Source organism: Streptosporangium sp. NPDC023615, from assembly GCF_040640155.1.
Classification (GTDB): Bacteria; Actinomycetota; Actinomycetes; order Streptosporangiales; family Streptosporangiaceae; genus Streptosporangium.
This window is the reverse complement of record NZ_JBFABE010000006.1, coordinates 154,931-170,783: the sequence shown is the minus strand read 5'-3', so window position 1 is coordinate 170,783 and position 15,853 is coordinate 154,931. Positions and strand designations below refer to the sequence as shown.

15 protein-coding genes and 3 tRNA genes are annotated in these 15,853 nt (G+C 72.3%); 6 read left to right on the top strand and 12 right to left on the bottom strand.

Translation table 11 applies throughout. From position 1 onward, the window contains the following. Positions 1–9: 9 nt before the first annotated feature. Positions 10–723, bottom strand: a complete 714-nt coding sequence (locus AB0G16_RS07270; RefSeq protein WP_362800021.1) for a lysophospholipid acyltransferase family protein — start codon at positions 721–723, stop codon at positions 10–12. Between the two features lie 94 nt (positions 724–817). Between AB0G16_RS07270 and cofC the strand changes: the two genes are divergently transcribed. Beyond that, on the top strand, positions 818–1,477 hold the full coding sequence (cofC, locus tag AB0G16_RS07265; protein ID WP_362800018.1) for a 2-phospho-L-lactate guanylyltransferase: 660 nt from the start codon (positions 818–820) through the stop codon (positions 1,475–1,477). A gap of 9 nt (positions 1,478–1,486) precedes the next feature. Further along, on the top strand, positions 1,487–1,690 hold the full coding sequence (locus AB0G16_RS07260) for a hypothetical protein (RefSeq protein ID WP_362800015.1): 204 nt from the start codon (positions 1,487–1,489) through the stop codon (positions 1,688–1,690). A 105-nt stretch (positions 1,691–1,795) separates the two neighbouring features. Here the strand turns inward: AB0G16_RS07260 and AB0G16_RS07255 are convergent, their stop codons facing one another. From AB0G16_RS07255 to leuC, 4 genes are all read right to left on the bottom strand, one after another. Next, on the bottom strand, positions 1,796–2,095 hold the full coding sequence (locus AB0G16_RS07255) for an HU family DNA-binding protein (RefSeq protein WP_362800210.1): 300 nt from the start codon (positions 2,093–2,095) through the stop codon (positions 1,796–1,798). Between the two features lie 163 nt (positions 2,096–2,258). Beyond that, on the bottom strand, positions 2,259–2,513 hold the full coding sequence (locus AB0G16_RS07250) for a hypothetical protein (protein ID WP_362800013.1): 255 nt from the start codon (positions 2,511–2,513) through the stop codon (positions 2,259–2,261). Then, on the bottom strand, positions 2,492–3,079 hold the full coding sequence (gene leuD / locus AB0G16_RS07245; protein WP_362800010.1) for a 3-isopropylmalate dehydratase small subunit: 588 nt from the start codon (positions 3,077–3,079) through the stop codon (positions 2,492–2,494). The genes AB0G16_RS07250 and leuD overlap by 22 nt, the downstream gene beginning before the upstream one ends. A gap of 12 nt (positions 3,080–3,091) precedes the next feature. After that, positions 3,092–4,468: a 3-isopropylmalate dehydratase large subunit gene (gene leuC, locus AB0G16_RS07240; protein ID WP_362800007.1), complete on the bottom strand. Its 1,377-nt coding sequence runs from the start codon at positions 4,466–4,468 to the stop codon at positions 3,092–3,094. Positions 4,469–4,538: 70 nt separating this feature from the next. Between leuC and AB0G16_RS07235 the strand changes: the two genes are divergently transcribed. Together AB0G16_RS07235 and AB0G16_RS07230 are read left to right on the top strand one after the other, a co-directional pair. Beyond that, the gene (locus AB0G16_RS07235; RefSeq protein WP_362800003.1) at positions 4,539–5,255 is read left to right on the top strand and encodes an IclR family transcriptional regulator; all 717 of its coding nucleotides are present in this window, start codon (positions 4,539–4,541) and stop codon (positions 5,253–5,255) included. Positions 5,256–5,335: 80 nt separating this feature from the next. Further along, positions 5,336–7,078: a hypothetical protein gene (locus tag AB0G16_RS07230; RefSeq protein ID WP_362800000.1), complete on the top strand. Its 1,743-nt coding sequence runs from the start codon at positions 5,336–5,338 to the stop codon at positions 7,076–7,078. A 136-nt stretch (positions 7,079–7,214) separates the two neighbouring features. Here the strand turns inward: AB0G16_RS07230 and AB0G16_RS07225 are convergent, their stop codons facing one another. The 5 genes from AB0G16_RS07225 to AB0G16_RS07205 form a co-directional block, all read right to left on the bottom strand. After that, positions 7,215–7,727, bottom strand: coding sequence for a PaaI family thioesterase (locus tag AB0G16_RS07225; RefSeq protein ID WP_362799997.1), 513 nt, complete (start codon positions 7,725–7,727; stop codon positions 7,215–7,217). A gap of 105 nt (positions 7,728–7,832) precedes the next feature. After that, positions 7,833–8,849 carry a TlpA disulfide reductase family protein gene (locus tag AB0G16_RS07220; RefSeq protein WP_362799994.1) on the bottom strand — a complete coding sequence of 339 codons (1,017 nt, stop codon included), beginning with the start codon at positions 8,847–8,849 and terminating at the stop codon, positions 7,833–7,835. 357 nt (positions 8,850–9,206) lie between these two features. After that, positions 9,207–9,279 (bottom strand) — tRNA-Glu (locus tag AB0G16_RS07215). Between the two features lie 13 nt (positions 9,280–9,292). Further along, positions 9,293–9,368, bottom strand: a tRNA-Glu gene (locus tag AB0G16_RS07210). Positions 9,369–9,434: 66 nt separating this feature from the next. Next, positions 9,435–9,506, bottom strand: a tRNA-Gln gene (locus AB0G16_RS07205). A gap of 172 nt (positions 9,507–9,678) precedes the next feature. On the opposite strand from AB0G16_RS07205, the gene AB0G16_RS07200 reads away from it, so the two are divergent. Further along, on the top strand, positions 9,679–11,658 hold the full coding sequence (locus tag AB0G16_RS07200) for a M3 family metallopeptidase (RefSeq protein ID WP_362799991.1): 1,980 nt from the start codon (positions 9,679–9,681) through the stop codon (positions 11,656–11,658). 136 nt (positions 11,659–11,794) lie between these two features. Beyond that, a complete protein-coding gene (locus tag AB0G16_RS07195; RefSeq protein WP_362799988.1) occupies positions 11,795–13,510 on the top strand; it encodes a carboxylesterase family protein in 1,716 nt (571 codons plus the stop codon). A gap of 45 nt (positions 13,511–13,555) precedes the next feature. On the opposite strand, the gene gltX is transcribed toward AB0G16_RS07195, so the two are convergent. Together gltX and AB0G16_RS07185 are read right to left on the bottom strand one after the other, a co-directional pair. Further along, positions 13,556–14,887, bottom strand: a complete 1,332-nt coding sequence (gltX, locus tag AB0G16_RS07190; RefSeq protein ID WP_362800207.1) for a glutamate--tRNA ligase — start codon at positions 14,885–14,887, stop codon at positions 13,556–13,558. Between the two features lie 28 nt (positions 14,888–14,915). After that, complete coding sequence (locus AB0G16_RS07185; protein WP_362799985.1) at positions 14,916–15,692, bottom strand: fumarylacetoacetate hydrolase family protein; 777 nt, start codon at positions 15,690–15,692, stop codon at positions 14,916–14,918. Positions 15,693–15,853: the final 161 nt, after the last annotated feature.

The window sequence follows — 15,853 nt, the reverse complement described above, 5'->3', positions numbered from 1 at the left end:
ACGCCGAAGTCAGTGGCCCGAAGGACGCGCCATGGGCGCCGGAGGGGGCTTCTCCCCGCGGAGCTCGGCGAGCTGGGCCGTGACGGCCTCCATGATGTCGGCGGTCGCGGCGCGCAGCACCTCCGCGCCGGGCGGCACCCCTGCGTACCTCGACAGGTCCACCGGAGGTCCCGGCTGCACGCTGAAGGTCCTGCGGGGCAGCAGCCTGGGCCTTCTCGCGCCGTACGGCAGGATCTCCTGGACGCCCCAGTGGGCGACCGGGATCACCGTCGCCCCGGTGGCCAGCGCCAGCCGGGCGGCGCCGGTCTTGCCCTCCATGGGCCAGAAGTCCGGGTCCCGGGTGCAGGTGCCCTCCGGGTAGAACATCACGCACGCCCCGGCGGCGAGCCGCCGCCGGGACTCCTCCAGCGAGCGGGCGGCGTCCACGCTCCCCCGGTGGACCGGGATGGCCTGCATCACGCGCACCAGGTGGCCGATCACCGGCACCGAGAAGAGCCCCGACTTGGCGAGGATCACCGGCCAGCGGCCGTTGTTGTAGAGGAAGTGCGCGATCAGGATGGGGTCCAGCCAGGACAGGTGGTTGGTGACCATGATGATGCCGCCCTCCCGGGGCAGCCGGTCGACGTGACGCCAGTCCTTCCTGACCAGGAGCCAGGAGATCGGCTTGACGATCACCACGGCGAAGGCGACCCAGAATCGCGAAGGCCATCCGGGACGTCTCATGGGCTCCTCCACGGCGACGGGGCGGGGGATCTCCGGCCGCACGACAAGTCTCCCGGTTCACCACCGGTGGTGTCGAGGCGGGATGCTTGGCCTCATGTCCGATCCGGAGAACCCCGCCTGGACGCTCGTCGTCCCGGTCAAGACGCTGATCGCCGCCAAGACCCGCCTGGCGGCCGCGGCGGGCCCGCACCGGGCCGCGCTGGCGGTGGCGATCGCCTGCGACACCGTCGAGGCCGCGCTGCGCTGCGCGCTCGTCGCGCGGGTGGTCGTGGTGACGGGCGACCCGGTGGCGGCGGAGGCCCTCGCCCAGGTCGGCGCCCACGTGGTCGGCGACCCGGGGGCGGGCCTGAACGCCGCCCTGCGGCACGGAGCGGCCGAGGCGGCGCGGCTGGCGCCCGGCGGGGCCGTCGGTGCCCTCCAGGCCGATCTGCCCGCCCTGCGCCCGGCCGAGCTGGCCCGCGTGCTGGCCGCCGCCTCCGGGTTCGACCAGGCGTTCCTGCCCGACGGCGCCGAGATCGGCACGACCTTCTACGGCGTGGGCCCGCGGGTGGCCTTCACCCCGGGGTTCGGCGGCGCGTCGCGCGAGCGCCACCTGGGGCGCGGCGCCGTCGAGCTCTCGGTGCCGGGCGTGGAGTCGGTCCGCCACGACGTGGACACCCCCGGCGACCTGCGCCGGGCCCTGGTCCTGGGCGTCGGGCCCCGCACGCGGGCCGTGGCGGAGAGGATCTCGGCCGAGGGCCGGGCGGCGGGTTAGGCTGGAGGCGTGCAGGCGACGGTGCGGGCCTTCGATCCGGCGACCCGGTCGGGGTCGGTCTTCCTCGACGACGGGACCGAGATCCCGTTCGGGGCGGCGGCGTTCGACGCCGGGCCGCTGCGGCTGCTCAGGTCCGGCCAGCGGGTGAACATCGTCATGGACGGCGACGACGTCTCCTACGTCACCCTCTCGACCTTCCCCGTCCCCGAGTGACCCCCGCCCCCGGCTTCGGGGGCCTCCTTCTTTCCCTTTCCGGCCTGGCCGGGGAAAAGCCGGACGCCCGGCCCCCACCGTGGGGCCGGGCGTCCGCGCCGAGGTCTACCTCTTCTTCGAGGCCTTCTTCCCGCCGCTGTTGACGAGTTCCTTGAAGTCCGAGCCCGGCCGGAATTTGGGCCCCCAGCTCTCGGCGACCCTGATCTCGGCACCCGTCGAAGGGTTGCGGGCGGTACGGGCCGGCTTGTGCACCATCTCGAAAGCGCCGAATCCCGTGATCGATACCTTGTCGCCACTCGCGACGGCGGTCTGGATGGCGTCGAGCACCGCGTTCACGGCCTCGGTGGCCGTTCTCTTGTCGCCCACCCGATCCGCTATGGCGTCGACGAGTTCCTTCTTGTTCATAAGGTTGCTCCCCCTGCTTACCGATGTCCGGGAGTGGGTCATGAGGCAGAAAACCCGTCTCACCCGATTTGTCACGGCGAGGGGTCTCATCACAGATCTCTCATCAACGATCACGATGAGAAACCCCCTGCCCGCTTGAAATTAGGGGACGGAGCCGTATGACTCAATCACCTTCCGCAATGTTTCCAGTGCTTGGCGTATCTGAAACCAGGACATCAATGCTGAGAAGGAACAAATCAAGACGCGCTGCGGCGTGTTCGACGTCCTTCTTGGACAGGTCGCAGATGCTCAGCAGGCGTCGCGCGAGGCGCTTGCGCTCCTCCGCGGGGACGGGCAGGGACCTGACGCGGCGGTGCGCCTCGCGCAACCGCCACGCCAGCTCGTGTTCTGAACCCGTCAGACGGTCGTCGGCAGCCATGGCTGCCGACCATTCTCGTATGTCCCTATGGCGTCGGCGTTGCGCAGGGTCAGCCCGATGTCGTCCAGGCCCTCCATCAGCCGCCAGCGCGTGTAGTCGTCGATCTCGAACGCGACCGTCCCGGCCCCCCACCGGACCTGGCGTCCGGCCAGGTCGACGGTGATCTCCAGGGTGGGGTCGGCCTCCACCGCGGACTGCAGCTCCTCGACGACCGCCCCCGGCAGGACGACCGGGAGCAGCCCCATCTTGGTGGAGTTATTACGGAAGATGTCCCCGAACCTGGCCGCGATCACGACGCGGAAGCCGTACTGCTGCAGGGCCCAGACCGCGTGCTCGCGGGAGGAGCCGGTGCCGAAGTCGGGTCCGGCGAGCAGGATCGTGGCGCCCTGGTGGGCGGGGTCGTTCAGGACGAAGCCCGGGTCCTCGCGCCAGGCGGAGAACAGGCCCTTCTCGAACCCGGTCCGGCTGACCTGCTTGAGCCAGACGGCGGGGATGATCTGGTCGGTGTCCACGTTGCTGCGGCGCAGCGGCACGGCCCGGCCGGTGTGGGTGACGAACGCTTCCATGGCGGGGACTCCTTACAGGTCGGCGGGGGCGGTGAGCCGGCCGGTGACGGCGGTCGCGGCGGCGACCTGCGGGGACACGAGGTGGGTGCGGCCGCCCTTGCCCTGGCGCCCCTCGAAGTTGCGGTTGGAGGTCGAGGCGCTGCGCTCGCCCGGGGCGAGGGTGTCGGGGTTCATGCCCAGGCACATCGAGCAGCCCGCCTCGCGCCACTCGGCGCCGGCGGCCCTGAAGACCTCGTGCAGCCCCTCCTGCTCGGCCTGGAGCTTGACCAGCATCGAGCCGGGCACGATCAGCGTGCGGGTCACGACCCGCCGGCCGCGCAATACGTCGGCCACGGCCCGCAGGTCCTCCAGGCGGCCGTTGGTGCACGAGCCCACGAAGACCGTGTCCACGGCGACGTCGCGGAGCGGGGTGCCCGCGGTCAGGCCCATGTACTCCAGGGCCCGCGCGGCCGCGGCCGGGTCGTCGGTGTCCTCCGGCCTCGGCACGGCCGTCCCCAGGGGCGCGCCCTGGCCCGGGTTGGTCCCCCAGGTGACGAACGGGGTCAGCGTGGTGGCGTCGATCTCCACGACGGTGTCGAAGACGGCGTCCTCGTCGGTGACCAGCGACCGCCAGTACTCCACCGCGGCGTCCCAGTCGGCGCCGGTCGGGGCGTGCGGGCGGCCCTGGAGGTAGGCGAAGGTGGTCTCGTCCGGGGCGATCAGACCGGCGCGGGCGCCGGCCTCGATGGACATGTTGCAGACGGTCATCCGGCCCTCCATGGAGAGCGCGCGGATCGCCTCGCCGCGGTACTCCACGATGTAGCCCTGGCCGCCGCCGGTGCCGATCTTGGCGATGATCGCCAGGATGAGGTCCTTGGCGGTGACGCCGGCGGGCAGCCGGCCGGAGACCTCGATGGCCATCGTCCTGGGCCGGTAGGCCGGCAGCGTCTGGGTGGCCAGCACGTGCTCCACCTCGGAGGTGCCGATGCCGAACGCGATGCCGCCGAAGGCGCCGTGGGTGGAGGTGTGAGAATCGCCACACACGATGGTCATGCCGGGCTGGGTCAGGCCGAACTGCGGGCCGATGATGTGCACCACACCCTGACCGGCGTCGCCCATGGGGTGCAGCCGGACGCCGAACTCGGCGCAGTTCTTGCGCAGCGTCTCGACCTGCACCCGGGAGACCGGGTCGTCGATGGGACCGCGTACGGTCGGGACGTTGTGATCCTCGGTGGCGATCGTGAGGTCGGGCCGCCTGACCGGACGGCCGGCCATCCGCAGGCCGTCGAACGCCTGCGGGCTGGTCACCTCGTGAACGAGGTGCAGGTCGATGTAGAGCAGGTCGGGTTCTCCTTCCGCACGTCGCACGACGTGCTGCTCCCAGACCTTCTCCGCGAGCGTGCGGCCCATGTCGCCTCCTTGCGATCGGCTGTCCCACACCCACTTGCTTTCTCATATGTCGAGACGGCAGTATCGGTGTATGGACAACTCTAGCGGAGTCGGCGTACTCGACAAGGCCGTCCTCGTGCTCAACGCCCTCGAAGCGGGCCCCGCCTCCCTCGCGCAGCTCGTCCAGGCCACCGGCCTGGCCCGGCCCACGGCCCACCGGCTGGCCGTGGCGCTGGAGCACCACCGCATCGTCTCCCGCGACACCCAGGGCCGGTTCGTGCTGGGACCACGCCTGTCGGAGCTGTCCACGGCCGCCGGCGAGGACCGGCTGCTGGCCGTCGCCTCACCCGTCCTCACCCAGTTGCGGGACCTGACCGGCGAGAGCGCCCAGCTCTACCGGCGCCAGGGGGACGAACGGGTCTGCGTGGCCGCCGCCGAGCGGGCCAGCGGGCTGCGCGACACCGTGCCCGTGGGCTCGGCGCTGCCGATGCTCGCCGGGTCCGCGGCGCAGATCCTGCTCGCCTGGGAGGAGCCCGACCGCCTGCACCGCGGCCTGCGCGGGGCCAAGTTCACCGCGGCCACGCTGGCGAGCGTGCGGCGCAGGGGCTGGGCGCACAGCGTCGGCGAGCGCGAGCAGGGGGTGGCCAGCGTCTCGGCGCCGATCAGGGGGGCGGGGGGCAAGGTGGTGGCCGCGGTGTCGGTCTCCGGCCCGATCGAACGCCTGACCCGCACGCCCGGCCGCCTGCACGCCGCCCCCGTGGTCAGCGCCGCCGAAAGGATCACCGAGTCGATGCGCCGCGCCAACTGAGGCCGAACCGACGCCGACAAGGCCTCTCCGGCGGGCGATATGAGGAGGCGAGCACCCCTGCCGCCCCCTAGGCTGGGAAGGTGACAGATCGCATCGAGGCAGCCGCGACTGAACTGCGTCCCCTGCTCCAGAACTTCATCCTCTGGGCGCGTGAGAACGCGCCCGGCGGCGACTCCGGCCTGGTCGGTCCCGTCGCGCTGTGGCACCGGCTGGTCGCCTCCGACGACGTGGGCCGGTGGAAGCGGTCCGATCTGCGCACGGTCCTCCTCGAACGGATGCCCCAGGTGGTCGAGGACCCGGACGCCGCCGCCGACGGCATGGTGCCGGCGGTCCGCGCCTACCTGACCTTCCTGTCCGACTCCGGCCGCCTTTCCAGGGGCTCGGCCTCGCTGGAGGACCTGCTCGCCGAGCTCGACGAGCTGGAGGACGACTTCGTCGACGCCATGGAGGACCTCGTCGCCGCCGACGACGAGGAAGAGGAGGAGGAGTTCGACGAGGAGGACGAGGGGCTCGGCGACTTCGAGCCGTTCGCCGACGAGCTCTCCGAGCTGCCGACGATCAGGCTGCGGCCGGACTCCGAGCTGGCCGCGGCCACCCGTAGGACGGTCCTGATCTCCAAGGCCCGCGACCTCGCGGTCTGGGTGGGGACCGAGCGCCGGGTCGGCGAGACGAGCCTGCTGAGCGACGCCGAGATCGCCGAGGCCCTGGGGGTGCTCGGCTTCCCGGTCCCGGAGACGGGCGGCGCGTCGCTGGCCGACGCGGTGCCCGCCCTGTGGAACGTCTGGAACCTCGCCATCGACCTGGACTTCCTCCAGCCCGAGGGGGAGGACACCGTCAGCGTCGACGCCGACACCGCCGAGTGGCCCTTCGAGGAGGACGACGACGCGCTGGACGCGTGGATGGCCGGTCTGCACTCCATCGACTACGGCGACCCCGAGCTGGACGACGAGGAGGCCACGATCGCCCTGTCGGGGCTGACGCGGGCCCTGCTCGTCCGGGTGCTGCTGGCGACCGGCTCCAAGCCGCTGGCCGAGCTCCGCACCGAGCTGGCCGAGGCCGCCGCCGAGTACGACGACCTGGGCGCCGAGGCCTGGGCCGCCGCCACCGAGCGGTACGGCGACCCGCTCAACCCGGTGCTCGACTGGCTGACCGGCTACGGCATGGTCGAGGTCGAGCACGACCAGGTCCGGCTGACGCCGCTCGGCATGGAGGGCGTGGTCCACCTGGCCGACGAGGCCGACATCGAGCTGGACGCCCGGCCCGCCATCGACGCGATGACCGCCCTGGACCTGCTCTCCTTCGGCGCCGAGCTGCCCGAGGAGGAGGCCGACGCCGAGTTCGCCGCCTGGATGGAGCTGCGCGCCCCCGAACAGGCCGCCAGGGACCTGCTGGAGGCCGCGGCCGAGGACGACGCGGACGCGCTGATCCGGGTGCAGGCGGCCAGCATGGTCGGCTCGCTCGGCGAGGTGGCCGCCCCCGCGTGGCGGGAGGCCCTGGAGGAGCCCTCCCTGCGCCCGTACGCCGCCACCCACCTGGCCCAGCTCGGCGTCGAGGACGCTCCCCCGCCCACCCAGGCCGACACCCACTGGCTGATCCTCGACATGCTGACCATCTCCGCCGGCCTGGGCCGCCCGGAGTTCGTCAGCAGCCTGGACGACATCGGCAACGTGCCGAACCTGGTGAACCTGCTGGACGTGATCTGGAAGGTGCCGCACCCGCACCTGGAGGAGCTCCTGGAGGCCATCGGCAAGGCCCATCCCGACAAGCAGGTGGGCAAGGCCGCCAAGCGGGCCCTGTTCAAGGCCCGCTCGGGCCAGAACTAGCCCCGCACGACCCCGGGCGCGGCCCCGGACACCGGCCGGCCCCCACACGGGGGACCGGCCGGACGGGACGCGGAGGACCGGCGCGGGGGGCCGGCGCGGGAGTCGGCGCGGGAGTCGGCGCGGCGGGGAGCGGGGGTCAGCGCAGCGGGAAGACCGAGCAGGTCGTGGTGGCGTGGGCGTACAGCTTGCCGTCGCCCTCGCCCACGACCTTCGCCTCCGCGGTGGCCACGGTCCGGCCGACGTGCAGCGTCCTGCCCTCGCAGCGCAGCGGCCCGCTGTGCCCGAAGACCGGCCGCACCATGTTCACGCCGAGCTGGACGGTCGTGTACGCCTTGCCGGGCGGCAGCTCGCTCATCACCGCGCACCCGAGGGCCGAGTCGAGCAGGGTGGCCAGGTAGCCGCCGTGCACGCTTCCGAGCGGGTTGTAGAGGTGCTCGCCGGTCTCCCCCTCGAAGACGGCCAGGCCGCGCTCGACGTGGATCATCCGGAACCCGAGCGTGCCGGCGATCGGCGGCGGCGCGATCCGGCCGTCGACCAGCCGCTCCAGGAACTCCAGGCCCGACAGGTCCGCCGCGTCCGCGGGGATCGTGGGCGGTGACCAGGAGTGGGTCCGCGAGGTCGTCGTCTCTGTCCGGGGCGTCGTCGTCATGGCGTCCACCATCCCTGGGACGGGCACCGAATATCAAGTACGGATTCTCTCCGGCTGACCCCGGCGGCGGGCAGGGCACGGCTCGGCGCCGTCACCCCCGGCCCGTCACCCGCGGACGGGCACGGGCGAGGGGGCGGACACGGGTGAGGGGGTGGCGGGCTCCCGGTCGTCCTGCCAGTCGGGGAGCGGCCGGTAGATCGCGATCCCGGCGGCCTCCAGTTCCTCGCGGAGCGCGAAGTAGCGCTCGCCGAACGGGTCGACGCCGTTGAGCGGCATGAGCCCCCGGCGGATGGCGAGGTCGTGCGGGGCGAGGGCGGCGGCCTCGGCGAGGTGGCGTTCGCCGGCGCTCCCGCGCCCGGCGCGGAACAGCCAGGCGGCCAGCCGCGCGTGCAGCCGGGCCCGCCGTTCGTCGCCGGTGGGGGCGCGCAGCTCGCGGGAGGTCGTCCCGGCGTCGCCGTCGATCACCCACCTGCGCAGGGCCGCGACGGCCCGCTCGGAGGACAGCCCGTTCATCGACCGGAAGGTGTCGGTGGCGGTCATGGTGTCCTGCGGGCGGGCGATCCGGCCCTCGGCGTCGACCCAGACCACGGTCGGCACGTTGATCACGTTGTAGAGCTCGGCGATGCGGCCGTCGGTGTCGGTCACCGCCGGATGGAGGGCCTCGCCGAGCCACTCGCGGGCGGCCCCGGGGACGCGGTCGAGGGAGACGCTGAGCACGCTGAAGCCGTACCCGCCCAACTCGCGGTGCAGGGCCTCCCAGGCGGGCAGGTCGTAGCGGCAGCCGCACCACGAGGCCCAGAAGACCAGCGCGACCTTGGTGCCGCGCAGCGCGGTCAGCGCCTCGAACTCCGGGGCGCGGCCGGCGGGGAGGTCGGCGGGCTCACCGACGGCGATCACGCCCTCGTCCGCGTCGGCGACCACCTGCCTGCCGAGCAGCCCGGCGAACGCGACCAGGTCGACGCCGTCGGCGGTCTCGGCCGCCGCCGCGCGGAAAGAGGGGATGCACGCGTCGCCCCGGCACCAGCCCTGCGGCTTGCGCTCCCAGCCCAGGACGGTCTCCCCGTGCGGCAGGATCGGCCCGGCGATCCGTTCCTCACGCCCGTCGGCCAGCAAAGTGATCATTTCAACCTCCTGTTGGATAGTGGCACTCTCCAATTATTGGTCAGTTCCACTATCCAATCAAGGGGTGTGACGGAAGAGGTGGGCGGCGCCCACGGGGAGCTCCGGGGGGCGGTGGGAGCGGCACGGACCGGAAAGGATCACCTGGGGCGAAGGACGGCCCGAACCGAGAAGGATCGCCCGTACCGGGAGGACGATCAGGGTCGAAGAGGATCGCCCGGGCCCGGAGGACGCGTCGGGAGGACGGGCCGGGGTCGAGGAGGATCACCCGGAGCGGGCAGGACCCGGGAGCGGGGTGAATCGCGCAGGACCGGGAAAGGGAAAACCCCCGGAAGCCGTTGCTTCCGGGGGTTCGCGATGTAGCCCCGACCGGATTCGAACCGGCGCTACCGCCTTGAGAGGGCGGCGTCCTAGGCCACTAGACGACGGAGCCTTGCGAGAGACAGTGGTAGTCCCGACCGGATTCGAACCGGCGCTACCGCCTTGAGAGGGCGGCGTCCTGGGCCACTAGACGACGGGACCCTACACACTGTCATCAGATTCGGAGGGGACCGAATCTGCGGCATCTTCCGAAAGAAGAAGATGCAGCTGGGGTACCAGGACTCGAACCTAGAACAACTGAACCAGAATCAGCCGTGTTGCCAATTACACCATACCCCACCGCACTGGACCCCTTGCGGGACTCGCTGGCGACTCCGAAAGAATAGCCCAGGTTGGGGGTCAAGACCAAAACGATTACCCGCGGCCGGATCGCGGTATCACCGGGCTGCCGCCGAGGACCGGCTGTGCGACGCTGCTGGAGAGATCCGTCCACCCGTGAGGAGTTTCCGCCTTGGTCGAGAACCCGTTCTTCGCCGACAGCGAGCTGCCGTACAGGCTCCCGCCGTTCGCCCAGGTCAGGGAGGAGCACTACCTCCCGGCCTTCGAGCGCGGCATGGCCGACCAGCTGCGCGAGGTGCGTGAGATCACGGACGACCCTGAGCCGCCGACGTTCGCCAACACGATCGAGGCGCTGGAGCGCTCCGGCCGGATCCTGCGACGTGTCTCGGTCGTCTTCATGACGATCGCCGCCTCCGACACCACCGACGGGATCCGGCGGATCGAGACCGAGATCCTGCCCAGGCTGACCAAGCACGGCGACGCCATCCGGCTCAACCGCGACCTGTACGCCCGGATCAGGCGGGTCGTCACCGACGACCCCGAGGAGGCGTGGCTGCTGGAGAAGTACCGCGTGGACTTCGTCAGGGCCGGGGCCGACCTGTCCGAGCCCGAGCAGGACCGCCTGCGGGAGCTGAACGAGGAGCTGACCAGGCTCTCCACCTCCTTCACCCAGAACCTGCTGGCGTCCTCCACCGCCTCCGCGCTGGTCGTGGAGGACCCCGCGCTGCTCGACGGGCTCCCGGAGAGCACGATCAAGGCCCTGGAGAAGGACGGCCGCCACGTGCTGCCGCTGTTCAACCACACCAACCAGCCCGCGCTGGCCGAGCTGACCCACCGCGAGACCCGCAGGCGGCTGTACGAGCTGTCGGTCGGCCGGGCCCCGGAGAACCTGCCCCTGGCCGCCAGGATGGCCGAGCTGCGCGCCGAGCGGGCCGCGCTGCTGGGCTACCCCAGCCACGCCGCCTACACGGTCGCCGACCAGACGGCCAAGACCACAGGCGCCGTCGAGGAGATGCTCGGCAGGCTGGTGGGCCCGGCGGTGGCCAACGCCCGCCGGGAGGCCGAGGAGCTGGGCCGGGAGGCCGGTTTCCCGCTGGAGCCGTGGGACTGGTCCTTCCACGCCGAGCGGGTGCGCAAGGCCAGGTACGACTTCGACGGCGCCGACCTGCGCCCCTACTTCGAGCTGGACCGGGTGCTGCACGACGGGATCTTCCACGCGGCCGGCGAGCTGTACGGGATCACCTTCACCGCCCGCAAGGACCTGACCGGGTACAACGCGGACGTGCGGGTCTACGAGGTGTTCGACGCCGACGGCTCGCCGATGGGCCTGTTCGTGTTCGACCCGTACGCCCGCCCGTCCAAGCGCGGCGGCGCCTGGATGAACAGCCTGGTGCTCCAGTCGCACCTGTTCGACGAGCGGCCCGTGGTGATCAACAACCTCAACATCACCAAACCCGCCGAGGGTCCCACCCTGCTGACCTTCGACGAGGTCAACACCGCCTTCCACGAGTTCGGTCACGCCCTGCACGGCCTGTTCTCGGACGTGCGCTTCCCCCGGGTCTCGGGCACCGGGGTGCCGCGCGACTTCGTGGAGTACCCCTCGCAGGTCAACGAGATGTGGGCCACCTGGCCGTCGATCCTGGCCAACTTCGCCCGGCACCACGAGACCGGCGAGCCGGTGCCCGCGGAGCTGCTGGAGAAGATGCGGGCGGCCGAGAGGTTCAACCAGGGCTTCGCGACGGTCGAGTACCTCGCGGCGACGCTGCTCGACTGGGCCTGGCACACGCTGGCCGCGGGCGAGACCGTCGAGGACGCCGAGGCGTTCGAGGCCGCCGCGCTGGAGCGCGCCGGGATCGCCTTCGACCTGGTCCCTCCCCGCTACCGGACCTCCTACTTCGCGCACGTCTTCTCCAGCGGGGTGGGCGGCTACAGCGCCGGCTACTACTCCTACATCTGGAGCGAGGTGCTCGACGCCGAGAGCGTCGGCTGGTTCGAGGAGAACGGCGGCCTCAGGCGCGAGAACGGCGACCACTTCCGTTCCACCCTGCTGTCGGTGGGGGGCTCGCGGGACGTGATGGACGCCTTCCGCGCCTTCCGCGGACGCGACCCGCGCATCGAACCGCTGCTGGAGCGCCGCGGCCTGCAGACGTGACCCCCGCGGCCCGCGCGGTCCTCGCCCGCTCGGTCGCGGGCGGGCCCTGCGGGCACCACGGCGGTGGGGGAAACCCCACCGCCACCGGGGACGCACATCTCCTGCGTTTCCGTACGAAAGCATAAACACTGGGCGCATGACACGAGGACGGAACAGGACGGGCGTCGCGCTCGTCGCGCTCCTGGCGGGTGCCCTGCTGGGCGCCGCGAGCCCGGCGGCGGCCCGGACGGGGGCGAACGGCGGACCGGCCGGGCCGGCCGCGGCGGGCGGGACGGCCGCGGCGGCCGGGGGGCCCGGCGCGACCGAGGGGATCGACGCGACCGGGACCGGCGGCGGGAAGGCGACCGTGCGCACCGACGCCGGCCTGGTGCGGGGCACCGTGACCGGCGGCCACCGGCTCTTCCAGGGCATCCCGTACGCCGCGCCGCCGGTCGGGGAGCTGCGCTGGCGCTCCCCCCGGCCGGTCACGCCGTGGCGGGGCGTGCGCGACGCCACCGCGCCCGGCGGACGGTGCGCCCAGGTCGCCGACGTGTGGGGGCTGCCGGCGAGCGACACCGAGGACTGCCTCTACCTCAACGTGACCGTCCCCGCGCGCGGCCACGCGAACCGGCCCCGGCCGGTGATGGTGTGGCTGCACGGCGGTGGCCTCACCAGGGGCGCCGGCAGCGAGTACGACGCCCGCAGGCTGGCCGCGCGGGGCGACGTCGTGGTGGTGACCGTCAACTACCGGCTGGGGATCTTCGGGTTCTTCGGCCACCCCGGCGTGGAGGACTCCGGGGCCTTCGGGATCGAGGACCAGCAGGCGGCCCTGCGGTGGGTGCGGCGCAACATCGCGGCGTTCGGCGGCGACCCGGGCAACGTCACGCTGTCCGGGGAGTCCGCCGGCTCGCACTCGGTGTGCGCGCAGCTCGCCTCCCCCTCGGCGGCGGGCCTGTTCCACCGGGCGATCAGCCAGAGCAGCCCGTGCCGGACGGGCGACCCCGCGGACGGCAGGCCGCGGCCGATCCTGGACGTGCCGCTCTGGGTGCCCCGGGCCGCCCACGACGGGTACGGGCAGACCCTGGCCGCCACGGCGGGCTGCACCGACCCGGACACGGCGCTCGCCTGCATGCGGGGCAGGTCCGTGGCCGACCTGCTCGCCCTGCAGCCCCTCCCGCTGCCGGGGTACGGCAACGCGGTGCTGCCCGAGGATCCCGCGAAGGTCCTCGATGAGGGCCGTTTCCACCGGGTGCCGATCCTGACGGGCGTCACCCGGGACGAGGGCACGCTGTTCGCCTCGCTGATGTTCCCGCCGATGACGGCCGAGGGGTACGAGGCGACCCTCACCGAGAGGTTCGGGGCGGCCGGGGCCGCGGTGCTGGCCGAGTACCCGCCGAGCGCCCACGGCGGCTCACCCCTGCAGGCGCTGGGGGCCGTGATGAGCGACCTGGACTGGGCGTGGCCGGCGCGCGACACCGACCTGATGTTCGCCCGGTACGTGCCGACCTTCTCCTACGAGTTCACCGACCGCACCGCGCCCGTGCTCTTCCCGCTGCCGAACGGCGTCGCGCCGCTCGCCTCGCACGGCTCGGAGCTGTCGTTCCTCTTCGGGGTCGGCTGGGAGTCCGCCCCGCTCACCGCCGGGCAGCGACGGCTCGGCGACATGATGATCGACTACTGGACGCGGTTCGCCGCCACCGGCGACCCGAACCGGCCCGGCCTGCCCGCGTGGCCGCGCGTGCGCCCCTCGGACGGCACGCCGTACGTGCAGGGGCTGGCCCCGGGCCGGGGCGGTGTGGGGTCGTTCGACCGGACCGCGGCGCACCGGCTCGCGTTCTGGGACGGCCTGGTCACGGGGGAACGCCGGCCCTGAGCCCTTCCGGCTCCCCGCCCCGGCCCGCGGGGAGCCGGTCTCCGGTCAGGCCCCGAGCCTCGCCAGGGCGGCGCGCAGGCGCTCGGCGGTGCGCTCGCGGCCGAGGACCTCGATCGACTCGAACAGCGGCAGGCCCACGGTCCGGCCGGTGACGGCCACCCGCACGGGGGCCTGGGCCTTCCCGAGCTTGAGGCCGTGCTCGGCGCCGACCTCCTCCAGGGCGCCCTTGAGCGCGTCGGGGTCCATCGCGACGGTCTCCAGCCGGGCCAGGTAGCCGGTGAGGATCTCCACCGCGGAGTTCTTCATGGCCTTGTCCCAGGAGGCCTGGTCGAAGACGGGCTCGTCCAGGAAGAGGAAGTCGACGTTCGCCGTGATCTCGGACAGGACCGCGATGCGGGTCTGGGCGAGCTCGGCGACCCTGGCGAAGACCTCGCGGTCCCAGCCGGGCTCCAGCCAGGGGTCGCAGCGGGAGACGAACTCCTCCAGGGGCAGCGCCCGGATGTACTCGCCGTTGAACGCGCGGAGCTTCTTCTCGTCGAAGAACGCCGGGGAGGGGCTGACGTCCTCCAGCCTGAACAGCGGCACCATCTCCGACCAGGGCATGATCTCCCGGTCGTCGCCGGGGCCCCAGCCGAGCAGCATCAGGTAGTTGACCATCGCCTCGGCGAGGTAGCCCTCGTCGCGGTAGGACTCCAGCGCGACCTTGTCGCGGCGCTTGGACAGCTTCTGGCGCTTCTCGTTGACGATGACCGGCACGTGCGCCCAGGTCGGCGGGGTGACGCCGAGCGCGTCCCAGAGCAGCTGCTGCTTGGGGGTGTTGGACAGGTGCTCCTCGGCGCGGACCACGTGGCTGATCCGCATCTCCACGTCGTCGACGACGTTGGCCAGGACGAACACCGGCGACCCGTCGCCGCGGGCGACGACGAAGTCCTCCATCGCGGCGTTGGGGAACTCCACGGTGCCGCGGACCAGGTCCTGGATCACGGTGACGCCCTCGTCGGGGGTACGGAAGCGGACCGCGCCCTCGGTCAGGCCGCGGTCGCGGCAGAAGCCGTCGTAGCCCTGGTGCTCGGAGCCGGTACGGGCCTTGACCTCGTCGCGGGTGCACGTGCAGTGGTAGGCGCGGCCGCCGGCGAGCAGCTTGGCCACGGCCTCGCGGTGCTGCTCCTCGTACGAGGACTGGAAGTAGGGGCCCTCGAAGGCCGGATGGCTGTCGTTGACACCGATCCAGGCGAGCGCCGAGATGATGCCGTCGGTCCACTCGGGCCGGTTGCGGGCGGCGTCGGTGTCCTCGACGCGCAGGACGAACCGTCCCCCGGCCTGCTCGGCCAGGGCCCAGTTGAACAGCGCGGAGCGGGCGCCGCCGACATGGAACATGCCGGTCGGCGAGGGGGCGAAGCGAACCCTAATCACGGGAGACCACCCGGTTGCTGAGAGTGCCGATTCCTTCGACGAAGACGCTGACCTCGTCGCCGACGTTGAGCGGGCCGACGCCCTCGGGGGTGCCGGTCAGGATGACGTCGCCGGGGATCAGCGTCATGACCGCGCTCACGTGGGCGATCAGCGCGGGGATGTCGTACATGAGCTTGGAGGTGCGCGAGCTCTGGCGGACCTCGCCGTTCACCGAGGTGACGATGCCGACGTCGGACGGGTCGAGCTCGGTCTGGATCCAGGGGCCGAGCGGGCAGAACGTGTCGAATCCCTTGGCGCGGGTGAACTGGACGTCCTTCTTCTGCAGGTCCCGCGCGGTGACGTCGTTGGCGCAGGTGTAGCCGAAGACGACCTCGTGCGCCCGCTCGCGGGGCACCTCCCGGCAGAGCCTGCCGATCACCACGGCCAGCTCCCCCTCGTAGTCGACCCGCTGGGAGAGCGCCGTCGGGTAGGCGATGGCCTCCCCCGAGCCGATCACCGAGGTGGAGGGCTTGAGGAAGACCAGCGGCTCGTCGGGGACCTCCCCGCCCATCTCCCTGGCGTGGTCGGCGTAGTTCCTGCCGATCGCCACGACCTTGCTGGGCAGCATGGGGGCGATCAGCTTCACCTGGGAGAGCGAGAACCGCTCCCCGGTGAACTGGATCGGCCCGAAGGGATGGCCGGAGATCCCGGCGACGAACTCCTCCCCGGGGCCGCCCTCGACCACCCCGAACCCGACACCGTCTCCTGTGGAGAACCTCGCTATACGCACACCGACAAGGCTAGTCGCGCTCCGGGTACCGCCGGACCGTGACCGTGTCGGGACGCGGGCGCACCGGACGGCGGCCGGGCCCGGACGCGCACCCGCCGCCCCGAAGACGAGCCACCCATATATGACTAAAAGTATACATAAGTCCTATTTTCCAGATATGG

What these genes read in the sequence shown, in the direction of transcription:
- AB0G16_RS07270 (WP_362800021.1), bottom strand. Translation starts at nt 723, where the DNA reads ATGAGACGTCCCGGATGGCCTTCGCGATTCTGGGTCGCCTTCGCCGTG.
- cofC (WP_362800018.1), top strand. Translation starts at nt 818, where the DNA reads ATGTCCGATCCGGAGAACCCCGCCTGGACGCTCGTCGTCCCGGTCAAG.
- AB0G16_RS07255 (WP_362800210.1), bottom strand. Translation starts at nt 2,095, where the DNA reads ATGAACAAGAAGGAACTCGTCGACGCCATAGCGGATCGGGTGGGCGAC.
- AB0G16_RS07250 (WP_362800013.1), bottom strand. Translation starts at nt 2,513, where the DNA reads ATGGCTGCCGACGACCGTCTGACGGGTTCAGAACACGAGCTGGCGTGG.
- leuD (WP_362800010.1), bottom strand. Translation starts at nt 3,079, where the DNA reads ATGGAAGCGTTCGTCACCCACACCGGCCGGGCCGTGCCGCTGCGCCGC.
- leuC (WP_362800007.1), bottom strand. Translation starts at nt 4,468, where the DNA reads ATGGGCCGCACGCTCGCGGAGAAGGTCTGGGAGCAGCACGTCGTGCGA.
- AB0G16_RS07235 (WP_362800003.1), top strand. Translation starts at nt 4,539, where the DNA reads ATGGACAACTCTAGCGGAGTCGGCGTACTCGACAAGGCCGTCCTCGTG.
- AB0G16_RS07225 (WP_362799997.1), bottom strand. Translation starts at nt 7,727, where the DNA reads ATGACGACGACGCCCCGGACAGAGACGACGACCTCGCGGACCCACTCC.
- AB0G16_RS07220 (WP_362799994.1), bottom strand. Translation starts at nt 8,849, where the DNA reads ATGATCACTTTGCTGGCCGACGGGCGTGAGGAACGGATCGCCGGGCCG.
- AB0G16_RS07195 (WP_362799988.1), top strand. Translation starts at nt 11,795, where the DNA reads ATGACACGAGGACGGAACAGGACGGGCGTCGCGCTCGTCGCGCTCCTG.
- gltX (WP_362800207.1), bottom strand. Translation starts at nt 14,887, where the DNA reads ATGTTCCATGTCGGCGGCGCCCGCTCCGCGCTGTTCAACTGGGCCCTG.